The organism is Spirosoma migulaei (genome assembly GCF_054776855.1).
In genome coordinates, this window is sequence record NZ_BAAHBG010000001.1 from 238,912 (window position 1) to 256,804 (window position 17,893).

The 17,893-nt window shown below is 47.3% G+C and carries 17 protein-coding genes; 9 read left to right on the plus strand and 8 right to left on the minus strand.

What is annotated here, in order from left to right; all coding sequences use genetic code 11:
* Positions 1 to 181 precede the first annotated feature (181 nt).
* Positions 182 to 1,372 (plus strand): hypothetical protein, encoded by a 1,191-nt coding sequence (locus tag ACYVGO_RS00885; protein ID WP_460966856.1) that lies wholly within the window; start codon positions 182 to 184, stop codon positions 1,370 to 1,372.
* A gap of 64 nt (positions 1,373 to 1,436) precedes the next feature.
* Here ACYVGO_RS00885 and ACYVGO_RS00890 read toward each other — a convergent pair whose 3' ends face one another.
* Both ACYVGO_RS00890 and ACYVGO_RS00895 read right to left on the minus strand, forming a co-directional pair.
* Positions 1,437 to 2,267 (minus strand): alpha/beta hydrolase, encoded by an 831-nt coding sequence (locus ACYVGO_RS00890; RefSeq protein WP_460966857.1) that lies wholly within the window; start codon positions 2,265 to 2,267, stop codon positions 1,437 to 1,439.
* A 184-nt stretch (positions 2,268 to 2,451) separates the two neighbouring features.
* The gene (locus ACYVGO_RS00895) at positions 2,452 to 4,014 is read right to left on the minus strand and encodes a M28 family metallopeptidase (RefSeq protein ID WP_460966859.1); all 1,563 of its coding nucleotides are present in this window, start codon (positions 4,012 to 4,014) and stop codon (positions 2,452 to 2,454) included.
* Positions 4,015 to 4,144: 130 nt separating this feature from the next.
* Between ACYVGO_RS00895 and ACYVGO_RS00900 the strand changes: the two genes are divergently transcribed.
* On the plus strand, positions 4,145 to 4,693 hold the full coding sequence (locus ACYVGO_RS00900) for an NUDIX domain-containing protein (RefSeq protein WP_142773953.1): 549 nt from the start codon (positions 4,145 to 4,147) through the stop codon (positions 4,691 to 4,693).
* Positions 4,694 to 4,803: 110 nt separating this feature from the next.
* A complete protein-coding gene (locus tag ACYVGO_RS00905; RefSeq protein ID WP_460966862.1) occupies positions 4,804 to 5,442 on the plus strand; it encodes a LysE family translocator in 639 nt (212 codons plus the stop codon).
* Positions 5,443 to 5,539: 97 nt separating this feature from the next.
* Here ACYVGO_RS00905 and ACYVGO_RS00910 read toward each other — a convergent pair whose 3' ends face one another.
* The 4 genes from ACYVGO_RS00910 to ACYVGO_RS00925 form a co-directional block, all read right to left on the minus strand.
* Positions 5,540 to 6,481 (minus strand): transposase, encoded by a 942-nt coding sequence (locus tag ACYVGO_RS00910; protein WP_460966864.1) that lies wholly within the window; start codon positions 6,479 to 6,481, stop codon positions 5,540 to 5,542.
* A gap of 103 nt (positions 6,482 to 6,584) precedes the next feature.
* A complete protein-coding gene (locus ACYVGO_RS00915; RefSeq protein ID WP_460966866.1) occupies positions 6,585 to 8,126 on the minus strand; it encodes a GH3 family acyl-acid amido synthetase in 1,542 nt (513 codons plus the stop codon).
* Positions 8,127 to 8,220: 94 nt separating this feature from the next.
* Positions 8,221 to 8,997 (minus strand): 5'/3'-nucleotidase SurE, encoded by a 777-nt coding sequence (surE, locus tag ACYVGO_RS00920; RefSeq protein WP_460966868.1) that lies wholly within the window; start codon positions 8,995 to 8,997, stop codon positions 8,221 to 8,223.
* Positions 8,998 to 9,143: 146 nt separating this feature from the next.
* A complete protein-coding gene (locus ACYVGO_RS00925; protein WP_460966870.1) occupies positions 9,144 to 9,989 on the minus strand; it encodes an AraC family transcriptional regulator in 846 nt (281 codons plus the stop codon).
* Between the two features lie 284 nt (positions 9,990 to 10,273).
* Here ACYVGO_RS00925 and ACYVGO_RS00930 point away from each other — a divergent pair, with 284 nt between their 5' ends.
* From ACYVGO_RS00930 to ACYVGO_RS00945, 4 genes are all read left to right on the plus strand, one after another.
* On the plus strand, positions 10,274 to 11,233 hold the full coding sequence (locus ACYVGO_RS00930; RefSeq protein WP_460966938.1) for a phytanoyl-CoA dioxygenase family protein: 960 nt from the start codon (positions 10,274 to 10,276) through the stop codon (positions 11,231 to 11,233).
* Between the two features lie 270 nt (positions 11,234 to 11,503).
* Positions 11,504 to 12,646 (plus strand): esterase, encoded by a 1,143-nt coding sequence (locus tag ACYVGO_RS00935; RefSeq protein WP_460966871.1) that lies wholly within the window; start codon positions 11,504 to 11,506, stop codon positions 12,644 to 12,646.
* 124 nt (positions 12,647 to 12,770) lie between these two features.
* Entirely contained in the window at positions 12,771 to 13,676 is a 906-nt protein-coding gene (locus ACYVGO_RS00940) for a LysR family transcriptional regulator (RefSeq protein WP_142773946.1), read from the plus strand.
* Positions 13,677 to 13,679: 3 nt separating this feature from the next.
* Positions 13,680 to 14,939: a threonine synthase gene (locus tag ACYVGO_RS00945; RefSeq protein ID WP_460966874.1), complete on the plus strand. Its 1,260-nt coding sequence runs from the start codon at positions 13,680 to 13,682 to the stop codon at positions 14,937 to 14,939.
* 97 nt (positions 14,940 to 15,036) lie between these two features.
* On the opposite strand, the gene ACYVGO_RS00950 is transcribed toward ACYVGO_RS00945, so the two are convergent.
* Both ACYVGO_RS00950 and ACYVGO_RS00955 read right to left on the minus strand, forming a co-directional pair.
* On the minus strand, positions 15,037 to 15,297 hold the full coding sequence (locus ACYVGO_RS00950) for a DUF2442 domain-containing protein (protein ID WP_460966876.1): 261 nt from the start codon (positions 15,295 to 15,297) through the stop codon (positions 15,037 to 15,039).
* Position 15,298: 1 nt separating this feature from the next.
* On the minus strand, positions 15,299 to 15,586 hold the full coding sequence (locus tag ACYVGO_RS00955) for a DUF4160 domain-containing protein (RefSeq protein ID WP_460966878.1): 288 nt from the start codon (positions 15,584 to 15,586) through the stop codon (positions 15,299 to 15,301).
* A gap of 260 nt (positions 15,587 to 15,846) precedes the next feature.
* Here ACYVGO_RS00955 and ACYVGO_RS00960 point away from each other — a divergent pair, with 260 nt between their 5' ends.
* Both ACYVGO_RS00960 and ACYVGO_RS00965 read left to right on the plus strand, forming a co-directional pair.
* Positions 15,847 to 16,464, plus strand: coding sequence for an RNA polymerase sigma factor (locus ACYVGO_RS00960; RefSeq protein ID WP_460966880.1), 618 nt, complete (start codon positions 15,847 to 15,849; stop codon positions 16,462 to 16,464).
* Between the two features lie 115 nt (positions 16,465 to 16,579).
* Entirely contained in the window at positions 16,580 to 17,710 is a 1,131-nt protein-coding gene (locus tag ACYVGO_RS00965) for a FecR family protein (protein WP_460966882.1), read from the plus strand.
* The last annotated feature ends 183 nt before the right edge of the window (positions 17,711 to 17,893 follow it).

The window sequence follows — 17,893 nt, forward strand, 5'->3', positions numbered from 1 at the left end:
TTGCGGGTTTTGCGGACGGTTGCTTACAAGTCATCTACGTCTGACAAGCCAAACTCCTTGACAGTCAGGTTTTGATTTGTGGAGCGGTTTTTTGCTATAGGGAGCATGTTCCGTCAGTTACATTTTTGTACAGTTTAACTTCAAAATATAGTGAGAAAAATCTAGCATAATTGAAATTTGTATGTTTAACAAGCTCCACATTCAACACGAGTTAATTTTACTCACGCTATCTTCTTTCGTATCATTTTTCATTAGCTACTCAACTTCAATAGGGCAGCCCAAACCTAATAATGGTCCATACAGTGTACGTGAAATAGAGGACATAGCCTGTCTGAATGCTACTGAATTTGAAGATTACTTTAACCGGGATGGTTTTAAAAAGTTGAATTTGAGAGAAATAACGTCACAAGCATATGAGTATATTAAAGGCGAAGAAATGAGTATTATAATTTCAAGGGAAAAAACGAACAAGGCTACATTTCTTCTCAAAACTAATAGTATTGATAGGCGTAATAGAATAATAAACTCTCTAAAAAGTGCTGGTTATGTATATATGGGTGATCGTTCGGACATGCTGAAAAGACTGGGCGGAACTGTGATTTTTTCTTTTGAGGATGAATCTGATAAATACTCAATATTTTTAATAGTTAATGATGTGGAGAATCTAAAAAGGGTTAATCAGGATTCAAATTTTCCTGTAACTAACAATTCAGTATCTACTTCAAATTGGGGAATTAGTTCGAATAAAGTAGACGTCTATTCCGGTCCTTCTCAAGGTAATATATTTGTTAAAGCAGGTAGTACTATTTCACTCAAAGCTACAGGCGTTGTTCGGTTTGGTGCCTTTGCGGGAAGCGGGTACGCAGATGGCATTGACGGATTTACAGCCTATAATAAAGTGAGTGGCTTCCGACACGGTGCCTTATTAGGCCGAGTAAACAACGAGCCTTGGTTGCTTATAGGCACAAACGCATCCTATAAGTTTAATAGAGATGGGGTGTTGACCCTGTTGATAAATGATAATTCGCCTGACGACAATCAAGGTAGTTTTATTGTTGAATACAGCATCAATGACGAGTCAAAAGGTACAATAAATAATGTTTCAACTAGTGAGAATAATAAGTTTGTTATACGAAATTCTTATAAAAGTAAAGTCAATTTTGAATTGAGCCGTGATAAATCAGAATGGACATCATATTCATTAAATGGTTTGAGTCAATCTGATTATTGGTACACTGATCAACAGCAAAGCTTTTTTCGTATAAAGATGCTTACAACAAAGGTTTACAAGATAGAGGCTGGAAAAAAATATAAAATAGATTGGAATAAATCGGAGTGGTGTTTTGATTTATTTTCAGATGGTGACAGATAGCGTGTTTTAGTAAGTAAGTTTAGGCGACAGGTTGCACGCCCCGAAGGAAGCTTTGCGCACGCGGTTATTTTTTGAAACGCTCAAACGCTTTATAAACAGCCAGGTGAAAAATAGTCGCGTGGTTTTCATCACCAAAGTAGTAGAAACCGACTTCTAATGGTTTCGTGCTATACTTTTTCAATAGGGATACCAATTGATTGGCATCCGTCTCCATAATTTTTCCTTCTTTTCCAACGCCTACAAATACTGTAGTTTTCTGTTGAAAATCTGGCTTCGCAAATACGGGAGGGTACGCCATTAAGGACTCGTTATCCCACCACAGACTTGGGCTGACAATAATGTACTGGTTAAACAGGCTGGGCTTTTTAAACAGGATCTCGGTTGCTAAAAGTCCGCCCAGCGATTGTCCAATGATGGTTCTTGACGGATTCGAACTGTAGTTTTTCTGGATATAGGGTTGCAGTTCCTTTTCGAGGAAAGCTATAAACCGTTGCGATTGCCCCGTTGTGGGATACTCCTTTTTGTCTTTTTCTACAGTGGTTGGATACGTAAAATCGCGCCTTCGGTCAACGTTGGCAATGCCAACAACGATTGATTTGGGTAATAGATTAACCCACGGGAAATTGGCAAACTGCACCAAACCCGCGATATGAATGAAGTCTTCATCAGCTGACCCGTCCAGCAGGTAGATAACCGGGTACTTTCCAATCGAATCTTTCGAATAACCGTCGGGTACGTAAATATTCAGCGTTCTGGTTTCCCCTAATTCTTTGGAGGGAATGGCGTCGATGAGGCCGAGTACGAACGGCTTAGTTGAAGGTGGATTTTGCCCGAATGAAGGGTTTGCTAGTAGCCAAAAGCCAACAGAAAAAGTAAGACACAGTACTTTATACATCTAAGTCGCTTGCCGATAGTTTGGTACGTTGTAAGTTAGTTTTTTGTCATTCCGACCTTAGGAGGAATCTCAAGCTTGACTATTACGCAACGTTGAGATTCCTCCTGGCGTCGGAATGACAAAAAAACAGCCGACTGAAGGAATTGAAAACTTAGATTAGAGGCACGAGTAAATACTCGCGCCATTACCGGGCTACCTGTGCAGCTACAGCCTTACGGGGTATTTTCTGATCCCGCATGGCTGCGTTATACACAAAACTGGCAACAACCGTGGCCGCCTGCTTCAGGTCATCGGGTTGCAGGTGATCGTAGGTGTCCATATTGGTGTGGTGCGTACGGGTACTGTATTCAATTCGATCCTGAATGAACTGGAAACCCGGCAAGCCTACCCGATCGAACGATTGGTGATCCGTTCCGCCCGTATTCGCGGGCGTTATCGTCGTGGCGCCCAGGTCATTGAATGGTTTTAGCCACTGGCTGAAAATAGGACCGGCTGCCAGATTGCCCTGCAAATAAATGCCCCGGATTTTCCCCGTTCCGTTATCGACGTTGAAATAGGCGGCAATGTTTTCGCCCTCTTTGGTCAGTTTTTGGGTGGCCTTATCGACTAAGTGGTTTGCCACGTAATTTTTGGAACCGTGCAGACCCTGTTCTTCACCGCTCCAGAGCGCAATTCGGATCGTTCTTTTGGGTTTAGCCCCGATCGTATTCAGGATGCGTACCGCTTCCATCATGACCGAACTACCCGCTGCATTGTCGGTGGCACCCGTGGCGGCATGCCAGGAGTCGAGGTGAGCCCCCAGCATAACCACTTCGTCTTTCAATGAAGGATCGGTACCCGGAATTTCGGCCAGTACATTATAGCCTTTAGTGTCGTCCTTGTAGAATTTGGTTTTTACGTCCAGCTCTAGTTTTACAGGAATACCCGCTTTCATGAGTCGGCAGAGCGTCATGTAATCCTCAACGGCAATAGACAGGTCGGCCAGATCATCGGGCGTAGCACCAATGGCGGCATTGGCGTAATCGCCACTGACGAACAGCGTTCCATCTTTACTGTTCTGGGTCGTGTTAAGCATCCCGATGGCACCTTCCTGTTTGGCCAGTTTCCGCATTTTCTGATTAAATGCATTCTGGGTGCGCATCGCCATGATCCGGCTGCGGAAGGTTGTGTCGTTAGCTGATCGTTGAGCAGGGGGTGCTTCATTCGCCATTTTCAGCAGATCTTCATCCGTAAAGCGATCGGCATCTGCTTTAAACGAGGGCATACCCTTGAACGATTGATCCAACAGAATGACTTTGTTTTTGAGTTTGCTCCGGTAGCTTTCCAGCGCCGTTGTATCAGTCGAGCTAATGTAGAGAATATCGGCAGCCTGTAGTTTGTTGGTGCTGCCACTCCAGGCTCTGGGTACGGCGATGATGGTTTTGTAATAAGGGGCAGTCATGGCCAGATACGAATGCTCAACGCCCCAGCCCTGGCCCCATTCGCCCCAGGCTTCCAGGCGGGCACTTTTTAAGCCCCAACTAGTCAATTTTGTTTTGGCCCAGTTAGCCGCTTTGATGAAGCCGGGGCCTTGTAGTCGTGGGCCGTTGACGTCGGTCAGGTAAAAGGCCGTTTCCATCACCTGCGAATGATTTAGACCTTCCTCCCTGATTTTCTGGATTATAGCCATATCCAGTTTCTCGTCCTGACCATAACTTAGGAGGGAACTCCCCAGAAACAGACTGGTTAACAGTAGTTTGTGATGCATATAAGTTGATTGATTGAGAAGTAGCCCGAAGATAACCGATTTTAGGATTGTTAGGATAAGATTATGCGTTTACGAGCTGTGATAAACGAAAGGTGATACCTTTGCAGCTTTTTGAACGGGTTTCATTCGCATGAACACAACTGAAAATCCCTGGCAGACATTGAATTCGTCGGTCAAATATGAGAATCCCTGGCTGTCTATTCGGCATGAAGATGTGGTGACGCCCGCTGGTACAGCCGGTATTTATGGCGTTGTTAGTTTCAAAAATAAAGCGGTGGGCGTTATTCCGATTGATGCTGAGGGCAATACCTACCTGGTTGGTCAGTATCGCTACCCACTGAACGAATATTCATGGGAAATTCCAGAAGGCGGATCGCCCCTGGGAACCGATCCGCTTGATTCGGCTAAGCGCGAATTAAAAGAAGAAACGGGGCTGGAAGCGCAGAAATGGACGAAAATTGCTCGTATTCACACGTCTAACTCAGCTACCGACGAAGAAGGCTTTCTCTACATTGCCGAAGACTTAACCGAGGGCGAACATGCCCCCGAAGAAACCGAAGACTTACGTGTCTGGAAACTCCCCCTAGCCGAAGCGGTTGAGATGGTGATGACCAGCCAAATTACCGATTCGCTCAGCGTCAGTGGCCTGATGATCGTGGCCCGGTTGCGGGGAATTTAAACACAGTTTGTAGTTTGTGGTTTGTAGTTTGTAGTTGCGATTCCTCGCCAGGACTAACGCACTGTAGAACATCAAACATCAAACTACAAACATCAAACTATAAACTGCTTGTGTTCTTACCTATTCTTCTTGGTTTTTTATTAGGGGTTGCCCTTTGCCTTACGTTCGGGACTGTGTTTTTTGCGTTGATTCAGAACAGCGTCGATAATGGTTTCCGGTCGGGGATGAAGATTGTTTTTGGCGTTATTACCGGCGACATCCTGTTTGTGCTGGCAGCCCTCTTAGGCACAGCGTTCATACCCAAAGTGCAGGGCTTTGAGAATATCATGGCTGCGGTTGGGGTGGTATTCTTAATTGCTATGGGTTTAGTCAATATTCTGAAAGGAACACCCAGACTAGCCTATCCGAAGACCCGATTCGGAAATTTTGTCTATTATTTCACAACGGGATTTTTTCTAAATGCCCTCAATCCGGTCAATTTCGTGGCCTGGGTGGCCATTGTGGCCTATATCCGGTCGCACCTTCATTATACGGATGCACAGCAATACGGCTTTATGATTGCCGCCCTGGTCGGCGTGTTCGCCACCGAAAGCGCACTGGCCTATTACGCCAACCGACTCAAACGGCTTTTTACTCCCCGCGTTGTACTGATTTTCAATCGGGTAACAGGCGTGGTCTTCCTCATTGGTGCGGTTAATATCGCCTACACCCGCCTACTGGAGCCGCTGTCGAAAGCGATGAACTGGTAAGGCTTGAATGGATAATGGATAATGGATAATGGATAATGGATAATGAATAATGAATAATGCACAATGAATACTAAATGTGATTAGTTGAGATTGGCTATTATCCCGCTTGTGCGGGCGCGAATCGCCGGTAACGTCGGCAAGTACTTTTTACCCGCAAATTGTGCAAGGCCGTTCCTACTCGCATCAGCAAATCCCGAATAGGCCAACCTCGTAAACCAAGACGATCTGACAAACAATGAAGTCGCTTAACCCCGTTGATGGCGTGTTCGATGACCACTCGCTTGGAAGAGATGGCCTGATTGCTGGCTTTCTGCTCAGCACTCAGGTCGGCTTTGCGGGGCTTCTTTTGGGGCTGTATAATCACCGCCCCTTCCGGGCGGTATCCCTGATAAGCTGTGTCTTGGCGAAGGATTTGTCCACTCCGAAACGTCAGGGCCTCTTCATCAGCCAACGCTTTGTCATGCACCTTGCCTTCATAAGTTGGGCTAAGAAAATGCACATACTGGCCAGCGTCACACAGCAATTGGTTTTTGACCGTATGTGTTTTGGTTTTGCCCGAGTACTCCTCTTGTTGAGCTGCCTGATCCACCGAGCGGGCTACCTCCCGTTCGGTGGCATCCAGATTCAGTGGTCCCGGCTTGAGCCGATCCAACTGGGTTCGCAGCGAGTCCGTATCCTGGCAGGGGCTCAGGCCCAAACCGGTCAGCGTCTCATTGAGCAGCGCCAGCAAGCGATGCACCCGCTGACTAACCCAGCCTTGAGAAATGCCAAAAAGAGCCGCATGGAAATCCTGCAAAGGATTGTTTTTCAGGTACATCAGCAGAAACAAAAGTTGGTCAGCAGGCTCGGCCAGCGACTCATCGACTTGGGGAGCGTATCGCGGATACTTTCGCTTTTTGCCCTGCCAAGTATGGTAGCGGAAGTAGCGGTCAGAACGAGGGGCAAAGTGAACCAGCAAATACTCGAACTCTTCGAGATGGATACTGGTCAGGGCTACAAAGTGCCTGGGCCTAATCTTAACCGTGTTATAAGTAATCATGGGGCAAAGCTCGCTCGTGCACACGAGAACATACTAAAACTTGACTAATTACCTCTAATGTGTACCAGTGCGCCATTATTCATTATTCATTATTCATTATTCATTATCCATTCAAAAAGCTTTCCCATTCCTTAATCATTCCTTTCTTCAACACTCTCGGAAATTTGTTCTGGCCGCCCATTTTGCCTCTTGATTCCATCCAGGCGTAAAATGTTTTATTGGGCAACACGGTCACTGTGATGTCTTTGAGAGCGTGCCGACGCTCCACGGCGTAATCGTCGTTTAGCTCTTTAAGCCTGGCGTCGATTCGATTGCGGAGGTCGTTGGCATCTACTGTATCGTCGGTGCCGATGTACCAGTTGTGAGCGAATAATGTGTCGTGCGTTACACCAGCTACGGTAAATTCACGTATTGAAATGCCTAATTCTTCGGAAACCATTTCAATCGCTTTGTTCATGTTATCGACGGACAGGTGTTCGCCACATAAACTCAAAAAGTGCTTCGTGCGGCCCGTAATGACGATTTCAGCCCGTTTTTTATTAACGAACTTGATCGTGTCGCCAATCAGATAACGCCAGGCTCCAGAGCAGGTAGATAGCAGAAGGGCGTACTCTTTCCCTTCTTCCACTTCGTTGATCATCAGCGTTTCAGGCTTATCAACCAGTTCGCCATCGGCTGAGAAATTTCGCTCGTTGAAGGGGATGAATTCAAAAAACAAGCCATTGTTCAAGACCAATTGCATGCCTTCGGCATCGGGATGCGTCTGATAGGCGATAAATCCCTCTGAAGCCAGATAGGTCTCGATGTAGGTGATGGGGTGGGCGAGGAGCTTCTCAAAACCTGCCCGATACGGTTCAAATGATACACCCCCATGACAGAATACCATCAGGTTGGGCCAGATGTCGTGAATGGTTTTGACCTTGTAGCGGGCAATGATTTTCTCCATCAGCAACTGGATCCAGGCAGGTACGCCCACCACATAGCCAATATCCCAACCGGCAGCCTGTTCCGTAATTTCGTCTAATTTCAGCGCCCAGTCTTTTTCCTGAGCAATGTCGCGTCCTGGTTTATAAAATCGCTCGAACCAGAGGGGAATTTTGCTGGCCGTAATGCCACTGAGGTCGCCTTCGTAATGGCCTTCGCGAGCGTTCAGATCCGTACTTCCTCCCAGCATCAGGCACCCTTTTTCGTAGAGGGTTGAGGGTAGGTTCTGGTATTTTCCAAGGGTCAGAATCTGCCGGATGCTGGTCCGCTGAATGGCCTTCGACATCGACTTCGTAACGGGGATATACTTTGTAGCGGCCTCTGATGTTCCGGAACTCAGCGCAAAATATTTCACTTTTCCCGGCCAGGCTACATTCCGTTCGCCAGCCAGCGTTTGTTTCCACCAACCGTCGAACATTTTATTGTAGTCGTGGATGGGTACATACTGCTTGTATTTCTGATAGAATTCCCCTTCACTCCCAAACTCAACCGAACGGAGAAGATCATCGAAATGATAAGCTGCCCCAAATTTTGTGAACTGCGCTTTTCGGATGAGCTTGCGGAAGACTTTACGCTGCTGACGTAGTGGATTAAACTGCCGCAGCCGAACGACATTCGATAACCGAATCCCGTTTTTGAGCATACTACCTAATAGAGCCATGTTTGTTGATCATGTATAATGTGTAATGAACAATGGATAATGTAGAACACTGACTTGCGCATTTTACATTATCCATTGTTCATTACACATTATGTTAAAGTTTCCAGTTTGTCAACGTGTCCATCATGCTGTAGGCCGTTAGGTCATAGTGGCAGGGGACTACAGATGTATAGTTATTGGCTAGTGCGTACTCGTCGGTGTCTTCGGCGTGTGTGTCGAAGTTGACAAAATCGCCCGCCAGCCAAAAATAGCGACGACCATGTGGGTCGCGTCGTTCGTCGAATACTTCCTGCCATTTGGCATTCGCCTGTCGACAGATACGGATTCCTTTTAACGGTTCCGCCGTTTTGGCCGGGAAGTTGACGTTCAGTGCCGTTCCTCGCTCGATACCTTTTTCCAGTACGTTGCGGGCAATACTCAGAATATGTTCGTGTGCATGCGAAAAGTCGGGTTGGCGCGTGAAATCACCAAGCGAGAAGCCAATCGCAGGAATTCCCTCAATGGCGGCTTCGATAGCGGCCGACATTGTGCCCGAATATAAAATGCTAATGGACGAATTACTGCCGTGGTTAATACCACTAACCACCAAATCAGGAGCCCGGTCTTTCAGCACATGGTGCTTCGCCAACTTAACACAATCGGCGGGCGTACCGGAGCATTCATAGGCGGGTACATCACCGTAAATATCGGAAGGGTAAAGTCGGATTGGATTGGCAATCGTAATGGCATGTCCCATACCCGACTGCGGACTGTTCGGCGCTACGACCACCACCGAACCAATTTGTTTCATGAGCTCAACGAGCGTGCGAATGCCATGAGCGGTAATACCGTCGTCGTTCGTTACTAATATCAGGGGCTTTCGGTCAGCCATTGTATGGATTAAAACTTGATGTTGCAAAAATACACAAATGCGCCCGAAGGTAGCCACAGTGTTTTTAAACACAGAGCCACAGAGAACACAGAGGTTAAAAAGCTTTTATTTATCTCTGTGTTCTCTGTGGCTCTGTGTTTAAAAAATCAGCCTCGATACCGTTTCTTAAACTGGAGCGGATTTTCGCCCGTAACGCGCCTAAAAATCTTATTGAAATAGCTCAAACTCTCGAAGCCACAGGCAAAACAGGCTTCGGTTACAGTATGGTTGAGAAGCAGTAGTTTCTGCGCCTGATTGATGCGATATTGGTTCAGAAACTGCGTAAAGGTCAGGCGGGTCATGCGTTTTACATAACGACAGAAAGCCGCGGTGGTCAGGTTGGTCAGCGCGGCTGCTTCGGCCAGATCGAACTTGCGCTGGTAGTTGTCTTCAATAAACTGATAGAGTCTCTTTAGGCGCTGTTGTTCGCTTAAATTGTAGGCATTCGTTACGGGTTTTCCGTGTAACGAAGTTGTCTCGGAACTAGTCGCTAACTGCTGAAAAATGGACAGCAAAGCCATGAGTCGCTCAAAGGGGGGGAGGGTGGGCAGGGTTTCCAGTTGCTCGCCAACCAGCCGTTTCGTTTCGCCGTGAAACGAAACACCCGCACGAGCCATCTCGAACAATTGGGCAATGGCTGCAAACTCTGGTGCCTGACCGAACAGATTACCCAGAAAAGCTTCCTTCAACTGCACCACCACTTTTCTATGGTCGGTTTTTACGCCGTAGTCGAAATTCAAGTGAGGAATATTCGGGCCAATAAAAACCAGATCGCTGCCTTCGTAGCGTGAGATATGATCGCCCACATGCCGGGTTCCGTTGGCACCGGTGATGTACACGATTTCGTATTCAGGATGATAGTGCCACAGGAAAACATCATTGAGCCGGGGCGTTTCCAGAATATGGAACGAACTGTTGGCGTCGGGACTGATTTGTTCTAAGGCAATCTTCATAAAGGAGTCGATTCAATAGCGAAGCGTTTTTGTCATGCTGACGATAGGAAGCATCTTGCGGTATCCTACTAAATAAGTTAGGGTAATTTAAGATGCTTCCTATCGTCAGCATGACAAAAAATGTACTCACATTTGCTTATAATTCTATTCTAGAATCACAGATGTATTATATCAAGAGCAATATAGTACAAAAAGTGGACAGCATTGTTGTGGAAATGAGCTACCCGCATTAACTACCTTTGTTACAACAAAATCAACAAAACATCCTAACGCATATGGAAACGATGCAGCCCACAATGATTCCCGATAACGCCCACAAAGACATTCCGGGAAATCCATCGACAGCCACCAGCAGCAAAATCAGTCTGAATGACCGTTCTGCTGGAAAGCCTTTACGCGTATTATCCGAAGAAGATTGGCAATTCTGGAAACATAACGGCTACATCGTTATCAAGCAGGCCGTGCCGAAAGAACAGGCCGACCGACTCGCCAGTTTCCTGTGGGAATTTGAAGAAAAAGACCCAAACGATCCCGCTACCTGGTACGCGCCAGCCCGCGCCGAAATGAAAATGAAGGAGTTGACGAACAGCGGCATGGTCGAGTTGTATAACCACCAATATGAGTGGGATAACCGCCAGTATCCGCGCGTATACGATGCCTTCGTCGATATTTGGGGCACCGAGAAACTGTGGGTAACCATCGACCGGGCCAACCTGAATTTTCCCGTTCGACCCGGTCATGAGTTCAAAGGCTTTATTCACTGGGATTACGATCCCGAAACCCGCCCCCAAAACGTGCAGGGTGTACTCGCTCTGGCCGACCAAACCGACGAAAATATGGGCGGTTTTCAGTGCATCCCTGAACTCTACCGCACCTACGATACCTGGAAACTAACCCAACCCGCCGACCGCGACCACTTCAAGCCCGATACAACCGGTTTCGATTTCGTAAAGGTGAAAATGGAATCAGGCGATTTGCTGATTTTCAACAGTACACAACCCCACGGCATCCGCCCGAATCTATCGACTGACAAAGTGAGAATGGCGCAGTACATTTCTATGATGCCCGCCGAAGAAGACAACGAAGCCCTGCGGCAGTGGCGCATTACCTCCTGGCGCGACCGCCAGGCTCCCGAAGGGTACGCCTTCCCCGGCGATCCCCGCAATTGGGAAAAGGAGCGATACCAAACCGCTGAACTATCTCCGCTGGGTAAAAAACTACTGGGTTTGGAGAGTTGGGAGTAAGGTAGTTCTGGCAGGATTTATGATTATGAAGCTGTTTTAAATTTCTAATTTCTATTGACTGAATTGCTTTTTTTGTCATTCCGACGCCAGGAGGAATCTCAAGCTTCTCATTAGTCAAGCTTGAGATTCCTCCTGGCGTCGGAATGACAAAAAGTACTCTGACCCAGTAAAAAAAATGAAAGTTTAAAACCTTAGTAGAGATAACTGCGAAAAGTAGTTTAGGGGCCGGGTGAAGCTTTGTAGCTCAATAACCTATGCATCTAAACCAGCATGAAAATACAACGTTGTTTGCTCCTTATGTTTAGTCTGCTGATCCAGGCATTTGTGCTTCAGGCTCAGCCACGGGTACCACCCCTTCGATCGCCCGAAGTCGCTGAAGGTGGATTGACATTCCGGCTTCGTGCTCCGAATGCTAAGGAAGTTATCCTCGACATTGAAGGAATTTCAAAGGAAACGATGACGAAAGACGAGCAGGGCGTTTGGAGTTTTACCAAAAAGCTTGAGCCAGATGTCTATGATTACGCTTTTGTTGTCGATGGACTTCGTATTCCAGACCCCTCCAATCCCGTCGCCAAACCCTGTTATCAATGTAACGGTCAGAGTTTAGCGCATATGCCTGGGCCCGCTTCACTAAGCTGGGAAATCAAAGACGTTCCTCGGGGAGCTGTCAACCATCAGGTATATCGGTCGGCTGTTATGGGCGAAGATCGGGATTATTATGTGTATCTGCCGCCCAACTATGATCCCAAACGTAAAGAACCGTACCCCGTATTTTTCTTACTACATGGAGCCACAGGCACCGCTTTGTCGTGGATCGTTAATGCACAGGCCAATATCATTCTGGACAACCTGATTGCCGAAGGCAAAGCCAAACCGATGATTATGGTAAACACGCTAGGCTATGGAGGTAACGATAAATACGCTGCGGAGGTAATTCAGGAGATCATTCCACAGCTTGAAAAAACGTATAACGCAAGCAAAGACAGAAATCAACGAGCCATCGTGGGCCTGTCGATGGGAGGGGGAACGGCTTTTTATACTGGCCTTAATCACCTGGATCACTTTGCATATGTAGGCGGCATGAGTAGTGCCGTAGGCATGGGAGGCCCACGTCCGCCAGTATCCACCACCGCAAATCCAGCCACAACGACGCCGTCTGCCGAACAGGTAACAGCCATGATGGACGTCTTTACAAAGACGTATCCTAAGCTGGATGAGAAGGCAAATTCTCAGCTGAAACTGTTATGGATTTCCTGCGGAGTCGATGATTTCCTGTATCAGAATAACAAATACTTCAAGGAGTTTCTGACGGCAAAAAATGTAAAGTTTAAAAACGTGGAGACACCGGGTGGGCATACCTTCATGGTGTGGCGGAGGAACCTGACCGACTTAGCTCCATTGCTGTTTAAATGAGATAGTCCGTTTTTCTGACAGGATTACAGGATTAACAGGCTTTTTTTCTGGTTTAATCCTGTAATCCTGTCAGAAAAAACGGGCTATCTTTGATGTTGTATCTCAGCGAAAAAGATAGTCCGTTATGCTTTCGTCCCGCCACCTGATTTTTATGGAAGTGGCTCGTTTGTTAAGCTTTACCAAAGCCAGTCAAACGTTATTCCTCAGCCAGTCGGCGATTAGTAAGCAGATTAAATCGCTGGAGTATTTTTACAAAACGGGTCTGTTTGAGCGGCATGGTACAACCATCAGCTTAACGCTGGCGGGCCAGGCACTCTACACCAAACTGCTCGAAGCGGGCCAGCTTCAGGACGAACTGCATCAGGAACTTCAGCAGATCAACGACAAATTCCTGCCGCTGACTAAGCTGGCCATTGGGGCTAGTACAACCATTAGTTTGTACGTTCTGCCACCTGTTCTGTCGGCTTATCTGCACCGGTACGATACCATTCAGATCAGCGTTTTGAATCGAAATTCAGACACGATCCAGAATGCGTTACTGGCCCACGATATTGATGTGGGCATTGTTGAGGGCTTGACGCAGCTTAATACATTGGTCTACACGCCCTTTATGACTGACGATGTTCTGGCCGTTTGTTCGGCCAAGAGCCCACTGCGGGATCGCACGCTTGCACTAGCCGACTTGCCTGCTATTCCGCTGGCGGTGCGGGAAAATGGCTCGGGGACATTGGCTGTAGTTGAGGATGAGCTAAGCAAGAAAGGAATCAATCTGTCGTCGTTGCGAATTCTGATTCGGCTGGGTGGTACCGAAGCCCTGAAAAACTTTGTCCTGGCCGATACCTGTCTGGCTTTTCTGCCGAAACGAGCTATTCTAAAAGAACTGACGGCTGGGGAGTTGGTTGAAGTCCCCATTCGTGATCTGACCCTCCAGCGAACCTTCTATTTCATCCAGCGCAAAGGCACCGAAAACAACCGACTAGTTAGCACATTTATTCACTTTACCAAGCGGCATTATTCCATTGTGGAATAACTCATGCCAAAACGCTATTTGCTTCATGCGTTGTTAACCGGGACTTTTCGGGAAAATACAACCATGAACATTGCCATCACTTCATCACGTTTAGGAGACTTACATTGTTCGCAATGCGGCTCCATTCATAATGCGCTTGTGCGTCAGACCTTGTCTGTTTGTTGCCAGGCCCCGCTGCTTTGTCAGTATGTAATTGGGGAGGGAAGCGTCCAGAAATCAGATTTGATCATGCGGAGTAAGTCGCTCTGGCGCTATGAAGAACTCCTGCCCGTTATTCTGCCAGAAAATCAGATTACCCTTGGCGAAGGCTTCACGCCGATTCTAAATCTTAACCGTTTAGCCGACAGACACGATCTGCACCACCTGAGCCTGAAAGATGAAGGTCTGAATCCTACCGGTTCGTTCAAAGCGAGAGGGTTATGCATGGCCGTTTCGAAAGCCAAAGAAAATGGCGAAGAGGCCTGTATTATTCCCACCGCTGGTAATGCAGGTGTAGCCATGGCGGCTTATTGCGCCCGAGCAGGACTGGAAGCCGTGGTGGTTATGCCGCGTCACACGCCCGATGCCTTTAAGGAAGAATGCATTGGCTACAACGCCACCCTTATTGAAGTAGACGGACTGATCAATGACTGTGCGGCTAAAGTGCAGGAATTGAACCAGACCGGCGCTTATTTCGACGTCTCGACACTGAAAGAACCCTACCGACTGGAGGGCAAGAAGACGATGGGTTATGAAATTGCCGAGCAGTTAAACTGGCAGTTGCCCGATGTGATCATGTACCCAACGGGTGGCGGAACTGGTCTGATTGGCATCTGGAAAGCGTTTCACGAAATGAAAATGCTGGGCTGGTTGCCCCAAAATCAGCGCTTGCCCCGAATGGTGGCTGTGCAGGCAGAGAACTGCTCGCCCGTTGTCGATACCTATTTGGGGAAACAGGCAAACAGTAAGCAGTACGTGGGCAAACCCACACTGGCCAACGGATTGGCGGTTCCACGCCCTATTGGCGAACCACTTATGCTAAGTGTACTACGTGAATCGGGTGGAACCGCCATTGCCGTTTCGGAAGATGAGATGCTGGAAGGCGTCAGTGAACTCTGCCGACACGAAGGCATTTTTGCCGCACCCGAAGGCGGAGCTATCTGGGCAGCCACCAAGAAATTACTGCGTCAGGGCTGGCTCCAGCCAGAGGAACACATTCTGCTTTTAAACACAGGTTCTGGCCAGAAGTATCTGGATAATGTGAAAGGAAAGTGGGTTCGGTAAGTGATAGGTTGTTAGTGATGTCGGGTTCTGAACCCGACATCCAAAGGTTTCTCAAAACCTAACGTGTGAACGAGAGGCTTGAATTATCATCTTTGAATTATCCCTTATAGCGATAATCGTCTGGGAAGCCAAAGAAATCCTGTATATGATAGACTTCGGCGCAATCATGCCATATGATTGTATTCCCATTACCGATTGTATACTTGTTACGGCGTGCTAACGGAACCTTTTGTAAGGAAGGAAACCGTGAAACAGGCAACATGATCGACCGTCCATCCTCAAGCGAAACTTCAAATTTGCCTCGCTTGGGAAATGTTACTTTTTTTATAACGGGTGTAGTACCACCGTAGCCTTCCATGTTATTTTATCTTTAAGGTTATTGCTTTTATTTTTTCGCCAGCCCTAACACGGTGAAACAATTCCAATAGAGCCGACTGATTTTCTGTTGCGAGCTTACTTACTAAGGCTAACTCCTTCTCGGTAAAGTCGCCGATCTCTGCGAACGTTAACGAATCTAACCATATTTTAGCAAACCGTGTATTTCTGCTTTTAGTTTTTGATACGTGCAGGTGTGGAGGTTCACCTCCTACAGCATCGAACATGTAAGCGAAGAACGTTAAAAACTGATAAACAGCGATTTTAGGCATACTATACACAGGTTTGTCCTATGTGTAGTATGACGAACGGATATAGATAAAGTCAATAGCTAAATAGTCATATTTTTTAAAATTGACTACTTGGTGTAGGTTTTGAGAAACCTCTCGTGTCAGATGTAAGCATCTGACACCACAGTAAGCATCTGACACATGTTCACCAACTCTTTCATTCAAACTAATTGTATTTTGCGTATCTATAATTAAGTTTATCCAATTATAGCCTTATGCCGTAAAGGGTAGCTTAATTAACAGTGGCCAGTTTACATTCTTCCCCGAACAATTCCACCGATCAGCAACTTTGGCGAGGTCTTCGCGAAGGGGATGAATCGGCGTTTACGGCTATTTTCGACCGCTACCACCGCACGTTGTATAACTACGGCAGCAAGCTCTTCTCCGATTCGGCCCTGGTCGAAGATGCCGTGCAGGAAGTTTTTATTGACATCTGGCGCATGCGGGCCACGTTATCCGAAGAAATCATCTCCATTAAATTTTATCTCTATCGTTCCCTGCGTCGCCGGATTCATCGGATGCAGGGGAAATACCAGACGGGCGAACGGATTGAGGAACTTGTCGATGACGATACAACGCCAACCTCCGTTACGGAAGAGACGACACAGATTGAACAGGAATCCAGAGACTTGCTCAGTCGGCGGATTCAGGAGTTGCTTACCCAGTTACCTAAGCGTCAGGTAGAGGCCTTGACGTTATATTACTACGACGAATTCAGTATTGCCGAAATTGCTCAGTTGATGGATGTCAACGAGAAATCGGTTCGTAATTTCATCCATCGGGCAATCACATCACTTCGCCAGAATCGCAACTGGCTCATCGGATCACTGCTGATTTTCTGGCTATTATGTAGCCTGTAAAAATTTTTCAAAAAAACTTCATGAAAAAAGAGGTCAATTGACCTATTGCTGCTTCTTTCTTAATGAAGGGGAATAATTCTATATCTTCTTGTGTAGGTACTCTTTTCTTGGCGCTATGAAACAAGCCTCCTATTCACTGACAGACTTCCTGGAAGACGCGGATTTTATTCGCTGGGTAAAGCATCCCGATGAGACACAGGATGTCTATTGGCAGCAATTTCTGGAGGCACATCCCGATAAAAAGCCAGCAGTGGAGATGGCGCGTCAGTACATTCTGGTATTCGCGGAGCAAACCGGTCAGCAGCAGCCAACGGCAGCCCAGAGCGAAATGATGCGCCAATATATACAGAAGCATGTTCGGGAGGAGAGCAACGAAAAGGTGGTTGCCCCGTTCACCCGGACAGTTGGCACCAGCTGGAGTTGGTTGCGCATGGCGGCTTCGATAGCCCTGGTAATCAGCATCGGTTTAGGGGCGTATTGGTATAGCCAACGGCAGGCGGTTCAACCCGAAAGTTACCAGCAGTTTGTGAAGGGAACTCCGGCAGGAATAACCCTGAAAGAAGCTCGAAATGATACCGATAAACCCCTGACGGTTTTACTCAGCGATGGTAGTTCGGTCGTGCTGCAACCCGGTAGCCGCCTGAGTTATCCGGATACGTTTCAGCAGCGGGAGGTCTATTTAACGGGGAAAGCTTTTTTTGAGATCGTGAAAAATCCAGCCCGACCCTTTCTGGTGTATACCCGTGGTATTGCGACTAAAGTCTTGGGAACCAGCTTTATGGTCGATGCGCCCGAGTCGGGCCAGCCGATAAAAGTGGCGGTAAAAACGGGTAGAGTGGCCGTGTATGCCTTAGACGAATCATCGTCTGTTCGGCAGAAAGCGGCTAGCCCCGAATTAAGTGGACTTGTGTTGACACCAAATCAGGGTGCGGAATACTCGGATGCCAGTAAGCGGCTGGTTCGTATGCCCGGCAGTATGTTTGCACAGCCCGAAACGCAGGTGGTTGCCAAACAGTCTTTTGATTTTGACGAGACGCCTGTTGCTGAGGTGTTTAGTACGCTGGAGAAGGCGTATGGTGTTCACATCATTTATGATGAAACCATGTTGGGTAAATGCTCACTGTCAGCCTCGCTGGTTGGGCAACCCTTTCACGATAAATTGGCCGTCGTTTGTAAAGCACTTGAAGCGCAGTATGCCATTCAGGGAAATCAGGTGACGATTACAGGCGGCCAACGTTGCCAATAATTCCTATTCCTATTCCTAACACCTAACCCCACTACCGTATGCCTACGATTACCGCCCTCCACTAAAAAAGGTCAGCCATGTTGACGCATAGCTGACCTCCGAATTATCCCCCTATTTTCTGACCCGAGAAAGCGTATTTGCATACCGACCGGGTGCACTATGTAGCGGGCGATACCCTTTGGT